General features: G+C 37.8%; 19 protein-coding genes and 1 pseudogene. 14 read left to right on the top strand and 6 right to left on the bottom strand.

The window, feature by feature from the left end; genetic code table 11:
- Positions 1-69: 69 nt before the first annotated feature.
- A pseudogene (locus HOO54_RS17730) lies at positions 70-162 on the top strand (iron-sulfur cluster assembly accessory protein); the annotation flags it as partial.
- A 262-nt stretch (positions 163-424) separates the two neighbouring features.
- Here the strand turns inward: HOO54_RS17730 and HOO54_RS17725 are convergent.
- Positions 425-1,555, bottom strand: coding sequence for a Rap family tetratricopeptide repeat protein (locus HOO54_RS17725; RefSeq protein ID WP_172297561.1), 1,131 nt, complete (start codon positions 1,553-1,555; stop codon positions 425-427).
- A gap of 469 nt (positions 1,556-2,024) precedes the next feature.
- On the opposite strand from HOO54_RS17725, the gene HOO54_RS17720 reads away from it, so the two are divergent.
- On the top strand, positions 2,025-3,722 hold the full coding sequence (locus tag HOO54_RS17720) for an RICIN domain-containing protein (RefSeq protein WP_172297559.1): 1,698 nt from the start codon (positions 2,025-2,027) through the stop codon (positions 3,720-3,722).
- Positions 3,723-4,600: 878 nt separating this feature from the next.
- Positions 4,601-4,768 carry a hypothetical protein gene (locus HOO54_RS17715; protein ID WP_172297557.1) on the top strand — a complete coding sequence of 56 codons (168 nt, stop codon included), beginning with the start codon at positions 4,601-4,603 and terminating at the stop codon, positions 4,766-4,768.
- Between the two features lie 242 nt (positions 4,769-5,010).
- On the opposite strand, the gene HOO54_RS17710 is transcribed toward HOO54_RS17715, so the two are convergent.
- Positions 5,011-5,235: a cold-shock protein gene (locus HOO54_RS17710; RefSeq protein ID WP_172297555.1), complete on the bottom strand. Its 225-nt coding sequence runs from the start codon at positions 5,233-5,235 to the stop codon at positions 5,011-5,013.
- Positions 5,236-5,378: 143 nt separating this feature from the next.
- Between HOO54_RS17710 and HOO54_RS17705 the strand changes: the two genes are divergently transcribed.
- Complete coding sequence (locus HOO54_RS17705; RefSeq protein WP_172297553.1) at positions 5,379-5,585, top strand: hypothetical protein; 207 nt, start codon at positions 5,379-5,381, stop codon at positions 5,583-5,585.
- A 30-nt stretch (positions 5,586-5,615) separates the two neighbouring features.
- Here HOO54_RS17705 and yumC read toward each other — a convergent pair whose 3' ends face one another.
- Positions 5,616-6,614, bottom strand: coding sequence for a ferredoxin--NADP reductase 2 (gene yumC, locus HOO54_RS17700; RefSeq protein ID WP_172299677.1), 999 nt, complete (start codon positions 6,612-6,614; stop codon positions 5,616-5,618).
- 259 nt (positions 6,615-6,873) lie between these two features.
- Between yumC and HOO54_RS17695 the strand changes: the two genes are divergently transcribed.
- From HOO54_RS17695 to HOO54_RS17680, 4 genes are all read left to right on the top strand, one after another.
- Positions 6,874-8,082 carry an NAD(P)/FAD-dependent oxidoreductase gene (locus HOO54_RS17695; RefSeq protein WP_253907812.1) on the top strand — a complete coding sequence of 403 codons (1,209 nt, stop codon included), beginning with the start codon at positions 6,874-6,876 and terminating at the stop codon, positions 8,080-8,082.
- 261 nt (positions 8,083-8,343) lie between these two features.
- A complete protein-coding gene (locus tag HOO54_RS17690) occupies positions 8,344-8,472 on the top strand; it encodes a YuiA family protein (RefSeq protein ID WP_172297549.1) in 129 nt (42 codons plus the stop codon).
- Between the two features lie 72 nt (positions 8,473-8,544).
- Positions 8,545-8,865: a YuiB family protein gene (locus HOO54_RS17685; protein ID WP_172297547.1), complete on the top strand. Its 321-nt coding sequence runs from the start codon at positions 8,545-8,547 to the stop codon at positions 8,863-8,865.
- A gap of 128 nt (positions 8,866-8,993) precedes the next feature.
- Positions 8,994-9,668: a 3D domain-containing protein gene (locus HOO54_RS17680; protein WP_301539292.1), complete on the top strand. Its 675-nt coding sequence runs from the start codon at positions 8,994-8,996 to the stop codon at positions 9,666-9,668.
- A 33-nt stretch (positions 9,669-9,701) separates the two neighbouring features.
- Here the strand turns inward: HOO54_RS17680 and HOO54_RS17675 are convergent, their stop codons facing one another.
- Entirely contained in the window at positions 9,702-10,178 is a 477-nt protein-coding gene (locus HOO54_RS17675) for a divergent PAP2 family protein (RefSeq protein ID WP_172297545.1), read from the bottom strand.
- Positions 10,179-10,334: 156 nt separating this feature from the next.
- On the opposite strand from HOO54_RS17675, the gene HOO54_RS17670 reads away from it, so the two are divergent.
- Together HOO54_RS17670 and HOO54_RS17665 are read left to right on the top strand one after the other, a co-directional pair.
- A complete protein-coding gene (locus tag HOO54_RS17670; protein ID WP_172299673.1) occupies positions 10,335-11,822 on the top strand; it encodes a leucyl aminopeptidase in 1,488 nt (495 codons plus the stop codon).
- A 136-nt stretch (positions 11,823-11,958) separates the two neighbouring features.
- Positions 11,959-13,287 carry a Na+/H+ antiporter family protein gene (locus HOO54_RS17665; RefSeq protein ID WP_172297543.1) on the top strand — a complete coding sequence of 443 codons (1,329 nt, stop codon included), beginning with the start codon at positions 11,959-11,961 and terminating at the stop codon, positions 13,285-13,287.
- 87 nt (positions 13,288-13,374) lie between these two features.
- Here the strand turns inward: HOO54_RS17665 and HOO54_RS17660 are convergent, their stop codons facing one another.
- Together HOO54_RS17660 and HOO54_RS17655 are read right to left on the bottom strand one after the other, a co-directional pair.
- Positions 13,375-13,971, bottom strand: coding sequence for a biotin transporter BioY (locus HOO54_RS17660; protein ID WP_172297541.1), 597 nt, complete (start codon positions 13,969-13,971; stop codon positions 13,375-13,377).
- Between the two features lie 326 nt (positions 13,972-14,297).
- Positions 14,298-15,539, bottom strand: a complete 1,242-nt coding sequence (locus tag HOO54_RS17655) for a sporulation transcriptional activator AdeR (RefSeq protein ID WP_172297539.1) — start codon at positions 15,537-15,539, stop codon at positions 14,298-14,300.
- Between the two features lie 186 nt (positions 15,540-15,725).
- On the opposite strand from HOO54_RS17655, the gene HOO54_RS17650 reads away from it, so the two are divergent.
- From HOO54_RS17650 to essB, 4 genes are all read left to right on the top strand, one after another.
- Positions 15,726-17,129: an alanine/glycine:cation symporter family protein gene (locus HOO54_RS17650; RefSeq protein WP_172297537.1), complete on the top strand. Its 1,404-nt coding sequence runs from the start codon at positions 15,726-15,728 to the stop codon at positions 17,127-17,129.
- Positions 17,130-17,423: 294 nt separating this feature from the next.
- Positions 17,424-17,720, top strand: a complete 297-nt coding sequence (locus HOO54_RS17645; protein ID WP_172297535.1) for a WXG100 family type VII secretion target — start codon at positions 17,424-17,426, stop codon at positions 17,718-17,720.
- An 81-nt stretch (positions 17,721-17,801) separates the two neighbouring features.
- Positions 17,802-18,041 (top strand): ESX secretion system protein YukD, encoded by a 240-nt coding sequence (gene yukD, locus HOO54_RS17640; RefSeq protein ID WP_172297533.1) that lies wholly within the window; start codon positions 17,802-17,804, stop codon positions 18,039-18,041.
- Between the two features lie 14 nt (positions 18,042-18,055).
- Entirely contained in the window at positions 18,056-19,387 is a 1,332-nt protein-coding gene (gene essB, locus HOO54_RS17635; RefSeq protein WP_172297531.1) for a type VII secretion protein EssB, read from the top strand.
- Positions 19,388-19,397 lie beyond the last annotated feature (10 nt).

Raw genomic sequence — 19,397 nt, 5'->3', positions numbered from 1 at the left:
ACAATCGCGCAAATTATTCACAAACGTTGATATGGCGCGGTTTTCATCTACCGTAAACTGATCGAATGATTTACCATCGACAACCCGAATGCCATCGCATCATGTGGCTGTGGCTCTTCATTTCGGACGGCGAAGAATACTGGTACACCTGAGGAGTGCTAGTGTTCAGTGAATCGATAAGTTAGACAAAGGGGTTACGTATTTATCCCGAATAGGATTGCGTATATAACCATTTGGAAATCGCATATCTACTCGTTTATAAAACGCTTCTTTACGTATTTAACCGTACGTTAGGAGGCGTTTTGATTTTGTCAGAAGAACGAATCATTCGAAGAAAGCGGAAGCGCCCCAAATACAGGACGTTTCCTTACGAATGTTTTCTGAAAGAGACTTGGTAAGTTTGTTTAAAGCTAAGTTCCAGTTTTTAATACTCATATAAACAGTCACCTTTTTTTATTTGTGTTTGTGCATAGATCATTTTATACAGAAACTCATTAGAGTTTTTGTGATCCTCTCGCTTTAGGTAATGGTTAGAAACTTCAAGTGAAAATTCTTCCAGATATGAAAGTATGTTATTGTCTTCTAAGTAGTTAAAAATCTTTAAAATCAAATTTTTATTTAATGAATAAAGATATAATGCTTTTAAGTATTCTAAAAGAGAAGTATGTAGAGGATCATCATATTTTTTGGCTATTTCTAGACTTGTTTGAAGCATTTCAACCGCATATCTATCATTTTTTTGTTTAAATAGTAAGTGGGTATAAAAGTATAAAGAATGTGGTAAATTATCATATTTTTCCTCAATATTGATTTTAACAGCTTTTTCTGCATACTTAACAGCAGTGTCTACATCTGCCATACAGTCATAGCAGTCGGCTAAATTGAAATAAGCAGAACTGATCAGACGCTGATTTTTTTGCTGTTTTGCTAACTCGAGGGCAGAATTGAGGTGTGGCAAAGCTTTATCGTGACACTTAAAGTCGTCATAATTTCCCGCAATAATGAACAGGCATTGAATTCTCCGAACCGTATATAGTTCATGATTTTTATAAATTTTTAAGGCTCTTAATATGTGATACATCGAGACATGATTCTGCTTCATATTATAGTATACCTCTGCAATTTTAAAGTGAAATTCCGCCTTTTCTATCACATCAGGAACATATGATAATTGTTTTTCAGCATTGCGATAAAACTGTATCGCGGAGATATATTGTTTTTGCTCAAACTCATACATTCCTCTAAAAAAGAACGAGTAATATTGAAGAAGCCCATTTAGATTTTCTCGCGGCTCTTCAATTTGGTGTAACAACTCTTCAATAGAAGGCCTGTTTTTCCGTTCTTCTGTAGGTTCTAAATAGTCTAACATTAATTGGTGACGAAAACACATTAGTTGATAATAAAGGAGTAGATCCTGATCTTTTTCCATTTCATGAATTTCTTTTTCGACTTCACTTTTTAAGACTTCCGCATCTGGAACACTAAACTGTCTCACCATTTTATACCATTCGTGAATTTTGACTCCGACTTTCGATGAGGGTATTAATTGCTCCATTTCCACCTCTCCCTTTTTATTTCCTATTTGTAAATATATTACTACAGTTTTTGGGGAAATAGACAAAAAAATGAAAAAAATTTCAGTATTCCATAAAAAATGACAACATAAAAGACGCCAACCTAATCGACTGTATCATCAATATACTCAAATTAGACTACCTGTACGAATGGGCATTAAGTGTGGAAGTAGATTGGAGTTCTTGATTGTTTGACCGTAATAAATACTTACACAATTTTTGAATCTGGGACTATTCTCTTGTTTATGAGCTTAATTTTCTATGTATAAGAGGATAATGCTAGAAAAATATTGAATGTTAATGACTTATAGTAGCTAAAGTACAACAGTTACTACGTAATCGTTTTGTTATGCGCAGTCTATTCAATTCTCTGAGGAGGTGGACCATCAAAATACAAAAACCGGTTGAGAAGGGTATTGTATTAATCATTATTATAGGAGATGTTAAATAATGTATAAAATCGGAGTAATCATCAAACGAGTTGTTTTCATTACGTTATTGGCGTTATTGATACCATCCTATACACCGGCAAAAGCTTGGTCAGGTATGCAAATGTCAAAGCTTCATGTCAGCGGCAATCAGCTTGTCAACACTAACGGTCAACCAGTTCAATTAAGCGGGTGGCATCAACCTTCTGGATCCTATTGGACCTACCAGAATAGCAAATACTATTTAAATAAAAATGGTGGGAACCGACATAAAGCTGTATTGGAGTATTTAAAAGATATCTCTGATACCTTTACTAATACCTCACCTCGTTATGGAAATAACCATGGTTGGTATATGAATCAGGTTCGACTATTCATCGACCGGGAAGATATGGGAGATGTAGCAGCTGGTACTTACAATTTTGCTGGACTGAAGGCCTATACGAAAAATGTCCTTATTCCCTATATCAAATATGCCAGAACGAAAGGTCTTTATGTAACGATTGGCCTCGACTTTACATTAAAGGATAATCAGGCGACAACACAGGCGAATCTAGATAAATTCAAGCAAATTTGGGGTTATCTCGCTTCCCAGCCAGAAATTAAAAGTGCAGATAATGTTATGTTTGAGTTGATTAATGAACCGGTTTTATCTCATGCAAACGGTCGCTGGGGAGGTAATCCTTCAGATGCCAATTTTGTTTACTTTTGGAACTCTTTGAGAAATTTCCAAAACTCAATTATTTCAACAATTCGCAGCAAGGGTGCAGATAATGTGATCTGGGCAGCAGGACTTGGATGGGATCAATATTATCAGCTTTCCGCATCACATCCACTTAAAGATCCATTAAACAATCTTGGATATGCGGTCCATTGGTACCCTGGGTATGGTGCACATGACAATTACTCAAAACTGCTACAGCAATGGAATATGAATATCAAACCTTGTGCGGATAAGTACCCGATTAACATTACGGAAACCACGTGGTTTAAGAAGAAGTCTGGAGATCCTTCGTACTGGGATTTATTTAATGGTACGAGTGAAGGTTTTGGTAAAAACACAAAATCAATTTTTTCATCGTCAGGTAATGTCAGCATAGCTGTACATATGAATGGTTTCTTGTTAGAAAGTGGTATGAGAAGCTCTTTTGCTGACCCGACTGCCGGCCTCAAGTATGACGGTGATGCTTCGCGTGATGGTATGGCACGATTCATCTTCGATTGGTATTACGAGAGAGCACAACTGCAACCGTGGAACGGTGTATGGAACGGGATTAAATCAGGATCAACGTACAAACTAGTGAACAGGGCATCTGGTAAAACAATAGATGTACCGGGCGGCAAGAACACGAATAGACTGCAACTACAGCAGTGGGCTAGTAATAACGCATCTGCGCAGAAATGGGTCATTACTGATGTAGGAAATTCCACGAATATTTACAAATTACGAAGTGTAAGCTCGTCGGACGGTAAAGTAATGGATGTGCGGAACGGGACAAAAAACAATGGTGAAGCAATTCAACTGATGCAGGATCTGAATACTACTGCGCAGCAGTTCCGGTTAATCAAATTAAGTAACGGTTATTGGAGTATCATGAACCTAAATAGCAATAAAGCGGTTGAAATTGCGGGTTCTTCAAAAAAGGATGGAGCATTGCTTCAGCAAAATCCTTATAATGGCAATCTAAATCAGCAGTGGAAAATAATCATGACTAATTAACGAACAGAAAATCTCTTTACGAATCAGCAAGAAGTTCTAGGGAACCCGTTTTATGGGTTCCCTATTTAACAATGGTGATTTTGTTAGATTGGCAAGATAGCTCATCATTCTTCAACTGTAAAATTGTTCTCTTGTATGCTCAACTATGTCATTCTTAAGTTTAATAAAGTTGGTTATTGCTAATTTATTCTAAAAAAATTCTGATAATTTCTTCCTTTTCTCAACTTCATCTCATTAAACTTTAGACAAAACAACTCGTATATCACGACTTATTTTTAGAATAAGAGCCAGTTTTATAATTTAAATCGTTATGTTCCTACTTATGTAGTCAAGTTTGGACAGTTTATTCTAATGATAGATCTTGGTCATGAAAAGCAATGCACAAAGCGATTGAATGATCATTGTCAGAACGTTTTTCATACGCTCTAGTGTATGATATAGCTGCTCTAGTCACTAAAAATATCGTCGACTTCATTGCTAGCAAAACCATCTAATTCATATATGTCTGCGAACTGTTCCAGACTGGGTCCTTCTAAATTCCCGTTCCAATCACAAGCCCAGTCATCAGCATTCTATAAACATCACAGATAAAAAATGCACTGTCCCAGTAATGTCTAAATCATATTCAAAGTAAATCGCTTTAGCTGTTTGGACTTCTGCAATCTTTAATGATTTTTCAAGTTATAGCTATTTAAATTTACTCTCTTGATTTCATTTGCTCTTACGGTTCCAGCTAGCTTAGAACAAATTTAAAATATTTCTCTTCAATTTCTTCAAGAGGTTTTTCTCTTAAATCTTCTTGTAATTCATCTGGATATTTAAAAATGTCTATTTTCTATCTCCTATTTATCTGACATTTTGTTTAGGTGATGAGTTTTATGCTGAAGACTTTTTTAGAAGTGAGTAAGGCTATGTTAGATGAATATAAGCAAGTAGCTTATGGGTTTTTCAAAATTAATGATGGGTCGAATTCACTTACATCTATTCAAATGATCAAAAGTATCCGTAAAGTAAATCATGAACTGAACTCAAATAAAAGGTTGTAACTTAAATGAGTCAACTCATTCCTAACTTTAAACACATTGGCTAAAAATGAAGGGAGAGATCGGATTATTTTCAATAACTATTCCATACTTCACATTTGAAATTTTTACAAATGCTTACCTTGAATAGTTAGAGGAAAATAGATAAACAATGTTAAATGATCAAGTTGAGTTCCATCTTTGTTATGAAGAAAAGCAGCCACCCTACTCGTAATCGAGCAAGGCTTTTGCCGGTAGGAAAGCTCTTATTTTCGATTAAAAATCCGCTGCAAATTACTGGTGTTGTTGGCGATTGATGTTAAAAAGCGGTTGCCGCTTTTCATTTCTTGATTGCAGAGAGGGCATAAAGGACATTCACTGCTTGTAAAGTTTTTTCTCATCCATCCGTTACATTCCTCTGCTGTACATTCCCATGTTTCAGTATCTTCTTTTGGCAGAGGTTCTTGATTTCGATTGTTGTAGTAAGACATAACCGTCACTTCCTAACAAGGATTTTTGTGATGCATTTAAGAATATTTTGTGAATCTTAAGACATTCTATTCGCATATTTGTTATTCTATACTGGACAAGTTCACTTTGGGAATGAATGCCCGGTGTAGAAAAGAGGTGCGATATGGGAGAAAAAACAACCTGCAGAAATTGTAAAACAGTGATTTCGTACCGTTCTAAGGTGTGTGAGGCATGCGGATGTGAAAAACCGCTGTCGAAAGCTGACCAGATAAAAGACGGCATCATCTTGACTGTTGCAGGTATGGTCGCTATATTAACAATTGTGTTGTTTTTCGGAACAGCTTTCTCTTACTTTCATATATTTCAATAAAAAGGAGCCGTCTTAAATGGCTCCTTCATTTTATTTATTTTCAAACATACTTGTGGAATGCAATGGTTGAACACGTGCTTTCGGGTCCATATAAGCTTTGGCGTTATTAACAGCGGTCGGTGCTTCACCAAACCCGCTTGCAATGAGTTTAACTTTCCCTTCATATGTGCAAATGTCACCTGCTGCATAGAACCCTTCAATATTTGTTTCCATTGTAGATTTAACAACGATTGAATTTTTCTCAATTTCAAGACCCCAATTTTTGATAGGACCGAGGGATGAAACAAATCCAAAATTGACAATCACATCATCGACTTCAACAATTTCTTTTCTTTCGCCTTTGACTTCTTCAATGACAAGTTGGTCAATTTTTTCTTCCCCGACTAACTCTACTGGGACAAACGGTGTTAACACATTAACTTTAGAATTGCGAAGATTTTCAACACTGTGTTCATGCGCACGGAATTTATCGCGTCGGTGGATAATGGATACTTCTTTGGCGATCGGTTCAAGCATTAACGCCCAATCTACGGCAGAGTCTCCGCCACCCAATACAGCGACACGTTTACCAGCGAATTTATTCATATCGTCAATAAAGTAATGGAGGTTGGCATTTTCAAATTGAGCTGCTGATTCAAGCTCAAGTCTTCTTGGTTGGAATGCTCCGTTTCCTGCTGTAATAATCACCGTTTTTGAGTAATGGATTTCTCGATCTGTCGTCAATTTAAAAATTCCATCAGCTTGTTTTTCAACGCTTTCAACAGCTTGTTCAAGACAGATGGTCTGATCAAACTTCTCCATTTGTTTCTTTAAGTTGTCTACAAGTTCCTGAGCGCGGATTTTAGGGAAACCAGCCACATCATATATGTATTTTTCCGGGTATAAAGCGGACAATTGGCCCCCGAGTTGTGGTAGGCTTTCAATGATTTTGACGCTCGCTTTCCGCATTCCTCCATAAAACGCGGTAAACAAGCCGACTGGGCCACCTCCGATAATGGTTATATCATATACTTTTGAGTCTTCCTGCATCAACATAATGCCCCCTAAGTGAAAAGTGTTCTTAATTATATCATATCACATAAATTAAATACGAGTATGCAGGATTTTTCCTATTCCTTGAAAAAGGCAAATTGAATCGTTATGATGTTAGTGTAGATAAAATGTTAATTTTTTATGAAACTTTCATGACTTTTGGGGAAGAATAACGACTTCACAGACTTTTTTCATAATGAGCTGATTATGCGGTTCAAACAGTAAAAATATAGAAAAGGTGGATGTGATTCCGTTGATGAAGCCTAAAGTGGTCGTATTAGGTGCAGGTTATGGTGGATTAATGACTGTCACAAGACTTGTCAAAAAAACCGGAATACATGAAGTGGATATTACTCTTGTCAATCAACATCATTATCACTATGAAACAACTTGGATGCATGAGGCAAGTGCAGGGACTTTACATCATGACAGATGCCGCTACCAGATAAAAGATGTGATTCACCCGCAACGTGTTCATTTTGTGAAGGATACAGTAAAGTTAATTGAGCAAAAAGAAAAGAAAGTGATCATGGAAAATGGTGAACTTACATATGACTATCTTGTTGTTGCATTAGGTGCAGTTCCCGAAACCTTTGGAATCCCCGGGTTAAAAGAGTATGCGTTTTCAATCACAAATATTAATTCCGCACGCCAACTTCGTGAGCATATTGAATATCAATTTGCAACGTATCAAACAGAAGCCGAAAAACGTCCTGAACGTTTGACAATTGTCGTTGGGGGTGCAGGTTTTACAGGAATTGAATTTTTAGGAGAACTGGGAAATCGAGTTCCTGAACTTTGCAAGGAGTATGATATAGACCGTCAAAAGGTTCGTTTAATTTGTGTAGAAGCAGCACCATCTATTCTCCCCGGTTTTGATCAAGAACTTGTTGATTATGCAGTGCATGATCTTGAGGCAAAAGGTGTTGAATTTAAAATTGGTACCGCTATCAAAGAATGCACAAAAGAGGGGATTGTTTGTGGCAAAGATGATGCCATGGAAGAAATTAAAGCGGGCACAGTTGTGTGGGCTGCTGGGGTAAGAGGAAATCCTGTCATTGAACAATCAGGATTTGAAAACATGCGCGGCCGTGTTAAGGTCGAGCCTGATTTACGCGTGGAAGGATATCAGAATGTTTTCGTTATTGGGGACTGTTCACTTATGATCAATAAAAAAACTGAACGTCCATATCCACCGACTGCACAAATATCTATGCAACAGGGAGAAACTTGTGCAAAAAATCTTGCTGCATTGATTCGTGGCAAAGAGACAGAGTCATTCACATTTGAAAATAAAGGGTCTGTTGCTTCACTTGGCGAGTATAATGCCATCGGTTTGACCTATGGCAAAAAAGTCACTGGTACTATTGCTTCCATTATGAAAAAAATGATTGACAATCGCTCGCTTTTTTTGATCGGGGGACCACGTCTTGTTCTTAAAAAAGGGAAGTTTAAGTTTTTCTAGATTTTTAGGCACTGTCTAAAAAGTCCTTTATCAAGGGGGAATTGCCAGACTTCTGCGGAAAGCAAGCAAATTCCCCGATTTTTTATTCATAGATACTACTTTCATGACACCCTTTTTTTAAACTTGCAGAAAGCAATAGAAAAAACAAGAAAAGATAGACTTTAAGCGCTTACATAAAATAATTTGTTATATGATCTTACTTTATTATTGACAACACTTATGCTAATATTATCAGAAAATTAAGAAAAGGTTGTGTCGCAAATGGATCATGCATTAAACTATCGTTCTGATACAGCTTGTTCATTTTGTTTAGGCAAAGGGTATTTTCAGCTTTTACTAGGAGGCACAGAAACGTGCAAAAACTGTAAGGGAACTGGGAAAGTTCATTAGATTCTACTTCCAATGATTGACTCAAGTTTACACTCCAATGTACACTAAAAGAGGTTACATGGGGGTGGGAGTTTGATTAGCTTACCATTTGTCATCATTTCAGTTGTTTTGTTTTTTGTCCTGTTTTTTGGGATCGGTTTTTTGTTGAATATGTTGCTCAGAATGTCTTGGATTATGGTGATCATTTATCCTCTTGTCTGCCTTTTTATCGTAAATAAAGAAAAACTTATTCGCTATGTGGAGGCACCAGTGGCGACACTTTCTCATCTATTTGAACGAGTGGCATCTTTAGCGGCAGCTGATATGATCATTTTAGCAAGTGGAATGGCAGGCGCTTTGCTTTCTGGAGTTACGATCAAAGCTTTACGAAAAAGAGGATATCAGATGTTCTAAGCCATCTTCTGAAATGAAGAAGGCTTTTTTTTGTGCAGAATTTTTTCACTTTTCTTAAAACTCGCTTTCCAATTGTATATTTCTTCTTCTTGTTGGAAACAACTAGGATTGTGAGAGGAGTGGGAAGAATGAAACAAAAGATGATGTTGTTCAGACGGTTATTTATGACGGTTTTATTCGTTTTGGCGTTTATGACAACCTTTTTTACTGTTTCCGGGGTTGAAGCAAAAGATCTATCAGATTGGATGAAAAAACAGAGATTGTCTTTAGAACAGTTAGGGATTACATTTAAATCATTACCGAAAGAAAAAGCGGAAAAGACAGCATTGTCTGCTACTAAAGAAATTAAGAACAAACCGAAAAAACTAGAAGAAGCTTTTGATTGGAACAGATATCCAAGAAAAAAAGTAACGGCCACAGGTTATACCGCCGGTGCTGAATCGACAGGAAAACAGCCTCATCACCCTGGGTACGGGCTTACATATTCAGGAGTCAAAGTAAAGCGAGATTTATATTCTACTGTTGCAGCTGATTTATCTGTTTTTCCAATTGGGACAATTTTGTTCATTCCAAATTACGGTTATGGTGTTGTAGCAGATACAGGATCAGCTATTAAAGGAAACCGCCTTGATTTATATTATGAAACAGTTGAAGATGTCTATAATGAATGGGGAAAGAAAACCCTTGATGTCTATGTTATTAAAAAGGGTGATGGCTCTGTGACAGAAAGTGAGCTTTTAAAATTAAATGAAGAAGAATCTATGCAGGTTTTCAGACAAAAATATAAAACAGTCAAAAAATAACGTTTAAGCTAAAAGGCTTAAACGTTTTTTAGATTAGCTGAAGAAATGATATAAAAAAAGGGTGAGAACAATTCCTGTTAATCCTCCAAAAAAGACTTCAATCGGTTGATGGCCTAACAACTCTTTTAATTTTTTTTGTTTTTCTTCCTGCTCAATTTTTGGGAAATCCTTTGCGTTATTTACAAAGTAGTTAAAATCTCTAACGAGCCGGTTGATGACTGTTGCTTGCTCCCCGGCATGTCTTCTGATTCCAGATGCATCAAACATTGTAATAACAGCAAATATAGTGGAGACAGCAAATATAGGAGAGCCGAACCCTTGATCAAGGGCTACTCCAGTTGAAAGTGCTGTTACAGCTGCCGAATGTGAACTTGGCATGCCGCCCGTACTTGTGATAAGCCCCCAATCCCACTTTCTTGAAACGATAAAATAAATGGGAACCTTAACGAATTGAGCAAAAAAGATAGCAGCAAAGCTTGCCAATAGAGGAAAGTTTGTAAGGATTTCCATTTTGTAGAACATCCTTTCTATAATATAATCAATCCAGAAAATAACGCTGATCTTTGTTAAAATAATTGTATGGAACCTAAGTAAGAAAATGTTTTTCATATTATAACATTGTTGATTTACTTTTACTCATTTTACTTGTTAGGAGCTGTCAAATTGATGTTTTATGCCTTTAAAGAACTGGAAATGAAAGAAACTCTGATCATTGGTCTATTTCAAAAAAGCCGGTTATATGGAAAAGCGAAAGAACTTGACTGGCTTTTGAACGGTCAGCTTTCACAACTGTTAAAAGACGGAGATCTTTCATCCAAAAAAGCAAAAGTGTCTAAAATATTTACCCCTTCACTACAAGGTGTTAAACGGCTTTATGTCGTTGGATTGGGACGGGAAGCAGAATATTCGTTTGAGGATGCTAATCATTGTTTTTCTGTTGTTTTTCAAATGATTCATCAAGATCATAAACAAGATCTTACAGTTTATCTTGACAGTTTTGTCTCTGATCAAGTTCATCATCACGACGCTGCCCATGCTTTGGCAGAATCGTGTATGCTGTCTTGTTATGAAGTGCAGGATTATAAACATAAATCAAATGAACCAGAAAAACCTTTACAAAACATTTATGTTTTGACAGATGAAGATCTTCAGGAAATTCAAGCGAGTTTACATGTTGGGCAAGTCTATGGAACTGCGACGAATTCAGCCAGAACACTTGTCAATATGCCTGGCAATATGCTTACCCCGACAGATCTTGCTTCATATGCAACCGAACTTGCCGCCAAATATGAATTTGAATGTGAAATCCTTGAAAAAGATGAAATAGAGGAACTTGGTATGGGTGGGTTGTTGGCAGTTAATCAAGGATCTGAAGAGCCACCGAAAATGATCGTTCTAAAATATCAAGGAAAAGATATGTGGGATGATGTGATTGGTTTGGTTGGGAAGGGAGTCACTTTTGATACAGGTGGTTATTCGATAAAATCGAAAACAGGCATTGTTGGCATGAAATCAGATATGGGGGGAGCCGCTAGTGTGTTAGGGGCAATGGAAGCCATCGGTGAGCTCCGTCCTGAACAAAATGTGCTGGCGATTATCCCGTCTACAGATAATATGATCTCTGGCAGTGCGATGAAGCCTGATGATGTCATTGTCTCACTTAGCGGTAAAACGATTGAAATTTTGAACACAGATGCTGAAGGCAGGCTAGTGCTTGCTGATGGATTAACATATGCCAAACAACACGGGGCTTCGGTTCTGATCGATATCGCTACACTGACAGGCGGGGTTGTGGTTGCCCTAGGGACTGAGACAACAGGAGCGATGACAAACGATGAGGCGCTTTATCAACAATTACAGGAAGCTGCGCTAGAAACGGGAGAACCGATTTGGCAACTTCCGATTACTGAAAAAGATAAACAGAAAGTGAGAAACAGTCAAATGGCTGATTTAAATAATTCACCGTCAAGAGATGGACATGCAATTATGGCAGGCACACTTCTCGGCGAATTTGCTGAACAAACGCCTTGGGTTCATCTTGATATAGCTGGTACAGCCGTGACAGATAAAACGACCTGTTTTGGTCCAAAAGGCGGAACAGGTGTAATGGTAAGAACACTCGTAACATTTGTAGAACGATTTACAAAATCATGACATATTCAGGACCTCTTTATTTCGATAAAGGGGTTTTTTGTCTATTGACGCCATCACAATAACTGTGATAATATACGTTCATCACTTTAATTATCTACTACATTAGCAAACTAAAGTATATATTCGGAGGTTTATGATGAATGCTGTTGTGATTGCGGTTATCGTTATGCTGATATTAAGTTTATTGCGAATCAATGTTGTCATCGCATTGATTGTCGGTGCTCTTGCCGGTGGACTTTCAGGAGGACTCGGACTTGCTCAAACTGTCAAGGTCTTTACAGAAGGACTTGGGGGGAATGCAACAGTAGCGGTCAGTTACGCCCTCCTCGGTGCATTTGCGGTTGCTTTGACAAAAACGGGTCTTCCAGATGCAATGGTCGAAGCCGCTGTAAAGCTAATTGGAAAAGAAGAGGATACACGAAGAAAAACACTTTCTAAAGTGCTCATCATCCTTATCATTTTAATCATTTCTTGTATGTCACAAAATGTTATTCCGGTTCATATTGCTTTTATTCCTGTTTTAATCCCGCCATTATTAAAAATTTTAAATGAGCTTCAAGTTGACCGACGCTTAATTGCCTGTGTGATGACCTTCGGGTTAACAGCACCATATATTTTACTTCCGGTAGGATTCGGGCAGATTTTCCAAGGAATATTAAAAGATAACATGAAAGAAGCAGGACTTTCTGTTACCTTATCAGATATTCCGCTTGCAATGATGATCCCTATTTTGGGAATGATTGCTGGACTTGTAGTAGCGGTTTTCATATACCGTAAGCCTCGGGTATATGAAATGAAAGAAATCGCCGGGCAAAAATCAGCTCCTTATACGAAAAAAAGCCTTGCGATTGCAATGCTTGCGATAGCTGTTTCATTAAGCGTACAGATCTATTTATCACAGCTTTTAGATGTCGATGGGATGATTTTTGGTGCTCTTAGTGGATTAATCGTTTTATTTGTCAGTGGTGCAATGAAAAAAGGTGAGGCTGATGAATTGATTACAGCCGGGATGAATATGATGGCGTTTATTGGGTTTGTGATGCTAACGGCAGCAGGCTTTGCCAATGTGGTTAAGAAAACAGGCGATGTTCAATCACTTGTTGAAGCATCAACAGGCCTGATTAACAACAGTCAAGTTGTCGGTGCCTTACTGATGCTGGTCATCGGTTTGTTTATTACAATGGGGATTGGCTCATCATTTGCGACCATCCCAATTATTGCAACGATCTTTGTACCGCTCTCCTTACAGCTTGGCTTTAGTCCAATGGCTACTATCGCTGTGATCGGGACAGCAGCTGCGTTGGGGGATGCTGGTTCACCTGCAAGTGATAGTACACTTGGTCCAACAGCTGGTCTTAATGCTGACGGACAGCACCATCACATATGGGATACTTGTGTCCCAACATTTATCTTTTATAACATTCCACTCATTTTGTTTGGTTGGGTAGCAGCGATTATTTTATAATGATTCAAGATGCTGTCAAATGTAAAAAGGCGTTCAATAGTCAAAAATCGACTAACTGGACGCTTTTTTTTCACCCAAGCCCGACTTCTAATAAGCAGAATTTTTGTTAACGTTAGCTCCTTTTCGAACAGCTTGATAAATCTTTGAACTAAGGGCGGCCAAGAGAATGGAAAAGAACACGTCTTTGATGAAAAAGCCAGTCATCATTCCCCATGTAGCCTGATAAGTCAGCGGTGTATCTAACCAATTTGTGAAGGCAAGGTACATATAGTTGACACCGATCAAATATATGATGATTGTCCCAATCAATGAAGCTGTAAAAAAGTCACTCATATTTGGTTCTGACTTTCGGTCAGTCATCCATCCGGCAACATATGCTGCGGGAATGAAAGCGATAATAAAACCGCCGCTACCTTTCAGAAGCGCTGAAATCCCTCCAGAAAAATTGGCGAAAACAGGGGCTCCAATAAAGCCGATTAAAGCATAGATGATCATTGCTAAAGCTCCCAGTCTACGTCCGAGTAACAGCCCTGCTAGCAGACAAAAAAATGGCTGCATTGAAAGCGGAATTCCTCCGATTTGTAGAAAAGGGGCAAATGAAGTGATATTAGCACCAACACTCATCAAAGCAGCAAACATTCCAACAAGCGCCATATCACTTGCGCGAAGCTTGTTTTTCTTCATTTCAGTTCCTCCTTATCATCACATCATTATCGTAAGAGATGAAAATACTTTTGTCAACTTCATTTTAATATTGGTTAACAAATATTGAACGTATTACAGGAGCTGAGCTTTTATTTAAAATTTTTTTGTTTGCAATAGAAAAAAAGAAAACATGGAGCTGTCTAAAAAGTCCTTTTTCAAGATAAATCAGGGGGAATTGCGAGACTCCTGCGGAAACAGCGAGCCAGGCGAGACCCAAGAGGAGCAAGGAACGAGCTCCGAGGAGGCTCGCGGATCGCCCGCGGAAAGCGAGCAAATTCCCCAATTTTTATTCATCCACACGACTTTCAGGATAGCCGCATGTTACGTAGTTTGATTTCGAGGTAAATGGTAAACTTTTCATTAATATTCTTTAAATCAATCTCTGCAATTTTGTGAATCCGCTTTAGTCTATAATTAAGCGTATTGACATGAACATTCAGTTTTTTGGCAGCAATATTGACATTACTATCACATTCAATGAATTGTTCAAGCGTCTCTACGAGGTTGGAATGATGTTCTTGATCATATGATTCAAGCCTTACTAAGGCATAGTTTGAGTAGTTTGTGTTTTTTCTTTTCTCCGCTAACACATCAAGATATTGATAAATACCAAGTTCTGAAAAGCTAACAAGCTGTTTCGTTTCCGCTGCAAACCGCTCTTTTACCTTTAGGGCTGAGAGCGCTTCTTGATAGGATTGATGCACATGAGTAATCGAGTTATACATCCCGCCGATTGCGAGTATACAGTCCGTTAATTTATATCTTTCCGCAAGCTGTTTTTGTATGTTTCCTACAAACTGCTTTAAATCATGAAAAGGCTGTCCACTTTGTTCTGCTTTTGGTGAAGCAAGAATGATCATCTCATTATAATCAATTGTTGTTAACAAAATTTGGACTTGCTGAGTTGTTTCTAACAAATAATTGAGCTGTTTCTCTGTTTTCTCTTCAATTTCATCTAAGAGCCGGATCATAAAGACAGAATATGATGATGGGACACCGATTCCAAGCTGGTGAAAGCCATCTGCAATTTCTTGCTCTTCTGAAATATGACCTGTGAGTAGCTTCCAAAAAAACTCCTGACTGCGCTGCTCATTTTTTCTTTTACGGACTTGGTATGGCAAAAGCATGTTTTTGACAGCATCAGCTGCTAGTTTTAATCGTAATAAATCTTCTTCCGCCAATGTTTTTTGGCTTTCAAGTGCCCAAATAAATCCAATCACTTCACTGTTTTTCCAGATTGAAATGGCTACGCGATTGCTCAGTCCGACTTCATCAATTTGCTCAACTCTGACAGGTTGATCGTTTTTGAGAAGAGCCGGGATTGTTCCGTCTTTCCAGAGTTTGTTAATTACTTTTTCCGGGACGCGCCGTCCAATGATTGTTGAGGTTCTCGCTGGATCTGTGTAGTCAATGTGCGTGCTGTAAGCAAGCAGCCGGTGATGAACATCTTCAATTGTAATCGGACAGTTCAGGACCTCACTGATATGGTCAGCGATATCTTCCAAACGATCATAGCTATATTTAAATGGATTGTTTTGTTTCTTCATATAAAAAACCCCTACTTTAAGTTTGCATGAAAAAATATTTTGACATATACCCATCTTACTTTTATTATGGTTATAGTTGTTTGTTAAAATCAACAAAAAAGTTAGTGGCTTTTTATTATTTTTCATAAATAATAATCTTCCAATTCAACAATTTTATTATTCTGACATAAGAGGGAGAAAGAACCATTGGAAATCATTCAAAAAATCAATAGCATTTTGTGGGGAGTTCCGGCGATTATTTTGCTTGTCGGTACTGGAGTTTTTTTAACAGTGATATTGCGGGGACTTCAATTTAAAAGGTTAATTTATGCGTTTAAGCTTGCTTTCGGAAAAGAAAAAGAAACAGCGGGAGCTGATGGAGATGTCAGTAACTTTCAAGCGTTAATGACAACCTTGGCCGGAACAATCGGAAACGGAAATATCGCTGGAGTGGCAACGGCTATTACAGTAGGAGGACCTGGAGCTATCTTTTGGATGTGGCTTGTCGGTTTATTGGGGATGGCAACAAAATATAGTGAAGCGTTACTGGCAATGAAATACAGGGTCAAAAATGAGCGTGGTGAATATTCTGGTGGACCAATGTATTATGTTGAAAAGGGTTTGGGAAAAAAGTGGAAACCGCTGGCTCTTTTATTCGCGTTTTCTGGGGCATTTGCAGCTTTAGGAATCGGAAACTCTGTTCAATCCAATACAATTTCTGAAGTGGTTACACACACCTTCTCAATTCCAGGATGGATCATAGGTCTTGTTCTTGCTATCTTGACGACTGCGATTATTTTTGGAGGCTTTCAGCGTGTCAGTGCGGTTGCAAGCATTTTTGTTCCAGTCATGGCGATTTTTTATATCGGTGGTTCTCTTGCGATTATTTTTATTCATTATGATCAAATCATTCCGGCTTTCCAGCTGATTTTTTATCATGCTCTTCATCCAGTGTCAGCTGCTGGAGGTTTTGCAGGCGTTATGGTTTCAGAGGCGATTAGAAATGGTATGTCTAAAGGGATTTTTTCAAATGAAGCAGGTCTTGGTACGGCAGCTTTGATTGCGGGAAATGCGAAGTCTGATCATCCTGTTAAGTCGGCATTAGTTGCAATGACAGGAACATTTATCGTTACATTGATCGTTTGTACAATGACAGGTCTTGTCCTTATTATGACAGGTTTTTGGGATCCGTCAGGCGGTATATTATCTGGTGTTACACATGATGCATCACTTGACGCTGGTGCATTGACAAATGCTGCGTTTGCGTCTGCATTAGGAATAACCGGCAAATACATTGTGACGTTTTCCGTTATCTTTTTTGGTTATTCAACAATTGTTGGTTGGTATGTATATGGAGAAAAATGTCTCGAATACATGGTCGGTTTGAAATGGGTACCGGTTTACCGCATTGTGTATGTTGTTGCTACTTATTATGGAGCGATCGCAAGCCTTAACACCGTCTGGGCATTTGCCGACATGGCGAACGCTTTGATGATGATCCCGAACTTAGTAGCACTTATTTTATTATGGAAAGTCATTCGTGCAGAAACAGATGATTTCTTCTTACATCATTATAACCGACAAAAATCTGCTAAACTGAAAGCGAGTTAAAAAAAACAGCCTGACTTCACAGCATAAAGTCAGGCTGTTTTTTGTGTATCTATATAGAAGCAGTTCTTTAGACTCAATCTATTCAAACGCTAAAAAATGATATATATTTACTAGTTTTTTCGTATTTCAGCAGGTCGAGAATAGCTAGAAAATAAACCTTTAGACTCATTTTATTAAATAACAACATATTTATTTGACTGTGAATCAATCTTGTTTTTATAATAAGATCGTTCCAATAAAATAAGTTATTTTAGCCCATATTTCTGGGCAAATAGCGCAGGAGGTATAAGGAATATGTCAGGAATTATTCGCGTAACACCAGCTGAACTACGTTCAATGGCTGGCAGATACTCTAAGGAAAGTGAAGCTGTTCATAGCCAGGTTGAGCAACGACTTGATCAAATGATTAAACAGCTTGAAGATATGTGGGAAGGTGAATCAAGCCGTGCGTTCGCAACCCAATATCAAGAATTAAGACCTTCTTTTATTAAGATGGCTGACCTTCTTAGCGACGTTTCTAAACAGCTTTCACAAACTGCTACTACTCTTGAAAACACTGATAAAGACATCGCTAACCAAATTCGTGGTTAATAGACAGACTAGCTAGAAAAAGAGAAGCGCCTGATTCAAAAGAGGATGATGGCGCTTTTTCTATTGAGAGGTGATGAATTGATGTATGTTGACATTACCATCGATTTAAAAAACTATGATGGCGACGTTTTTGATTTAAGACTGTCAGACTATCATTCTGTTAAAAAAGTAATTGGTATCGCATGGCAGGCCCAAAACATCTCTTATCCTCCGCGAGAAGGTTATTGGGTAAGGGTGATCAATAAAAATTCCGTTTTTTCCGGCGAATACAGTTTGGCGGAATGCGGTATTACAACAGGAGATCGCCTAGAAATACTATGAAAGGATCTGGATGAATGGCAGATACAAAGAAAACGTACCTAGAAAACCAATTAGAAGCTGTCATGACAAAAGAAGAGGGCACTTATACATTCTGTTTTCAAAGAGAAAAGATTCATCTTGTCAATGGCTTGGAAGCTAATGCCATTAAAGAAGTCAATCCTTCCTTTAAAAAAGAAACCGTCATGACCGATGATGAAGTTCGAATTTCAATTCAGCCTCCTTCCGAATTCAAACCATTTCGTCAGCTGAAATTTAAAGATAAAAAAAGTAAATGGCTCTTTGCTTATCAGCTTGTTAAAGCAGTTAAGGAGCATTCAGTTAAAAGATTGCATTTAATGATAGCACCAGAAAACATTGTCTTTGATAAGGGCTTAATGCCTGCATTTTTACATTATGGAGTAAAAGAAAGCATTCCGCCATACGAACATGATGAAGAAAGACTTTTTGCAGAAGTAAAAGCGGCAGCTGCGCTTGCTGTTGATTGGGAATTTACGTTTGAAGACTATTTAAAATACAATGAAACAACAAAGCTTTCAGACAAAGCAAAGTCGATTATTTCGAGTAAGACATATGAAGATTTAAAAGATGTGATTCAACAAACATTGGATGAACTTGATGCAGAAGAAAAAACGCTTATCCATCTTCCAAAGAAAAAATGGAAGCTTCAAAGATACATAGGATTAGCACTTATTATATGTTTAATACCAGCCGTTTTATTTTCCATTTATTCATTGTTCTTCATCCAGCCTAAACAAACAGCATTTGTCGAAAGTAACCGTTATTTTTTAAATAAACAATACAGCAAAGTAATCGATACACTTGAAAAATATGATATCGACGAGATACCGGAATCTGTTCAATATCAACTTGCCTATTCATTTGTCATTGTTGATAACTCAGTCAAGATTACCAATTACGGAGAGGGACAGAAGCAAGTATTAAATACGCTGACGCTTCAGGCCGATCCAAAGTATTTTGCTTATTGGATTCAAATCGGTCGGGGTGAAAACAAAGAAGCTCTTGATACAGCACACTTGTTAGAGAACCCTGGTTATATAGCATTTGCCGACTATAAATATTCCGAAGAAATAAAAGCTGATGAAAGTCTGTCAAGTGATGAAAGAAAAAAACAGGTTGAACCGCTGCTAAAAGAAAAGGAACAAATGGAAGCCGAACTAAAGAAGCAAAGATCAAAAGAAGCGGCGGCAGAGAAAGCGAAGCAAGTAGAGGCGAGAAAACAGGACGAGCAGGTAAAGCTAGATAGAGAGAAAAAACAAAAGGAAGAAAAGAAAGAGGAAAAAGATAAAAAAGCGAAGGAAGACAAAAAGAAAAAAGATGATAAATAAAGTGAAAAAA

The sequence above is a fragment of the Bacillus sp. WMMC1349 genome, from assembly GCF_013155385.1.
Taxonomy (GTDB): domain Bacteria; phylum Bacillota; class Bacilli; order Bacillales; family Bacillaceae; genus Bacillus.
The sequence above is the reverse complement of the archived record's forward strand: the minus strand, read 5'-3'. Positions and strand labels throughout refer to the sequence as shown.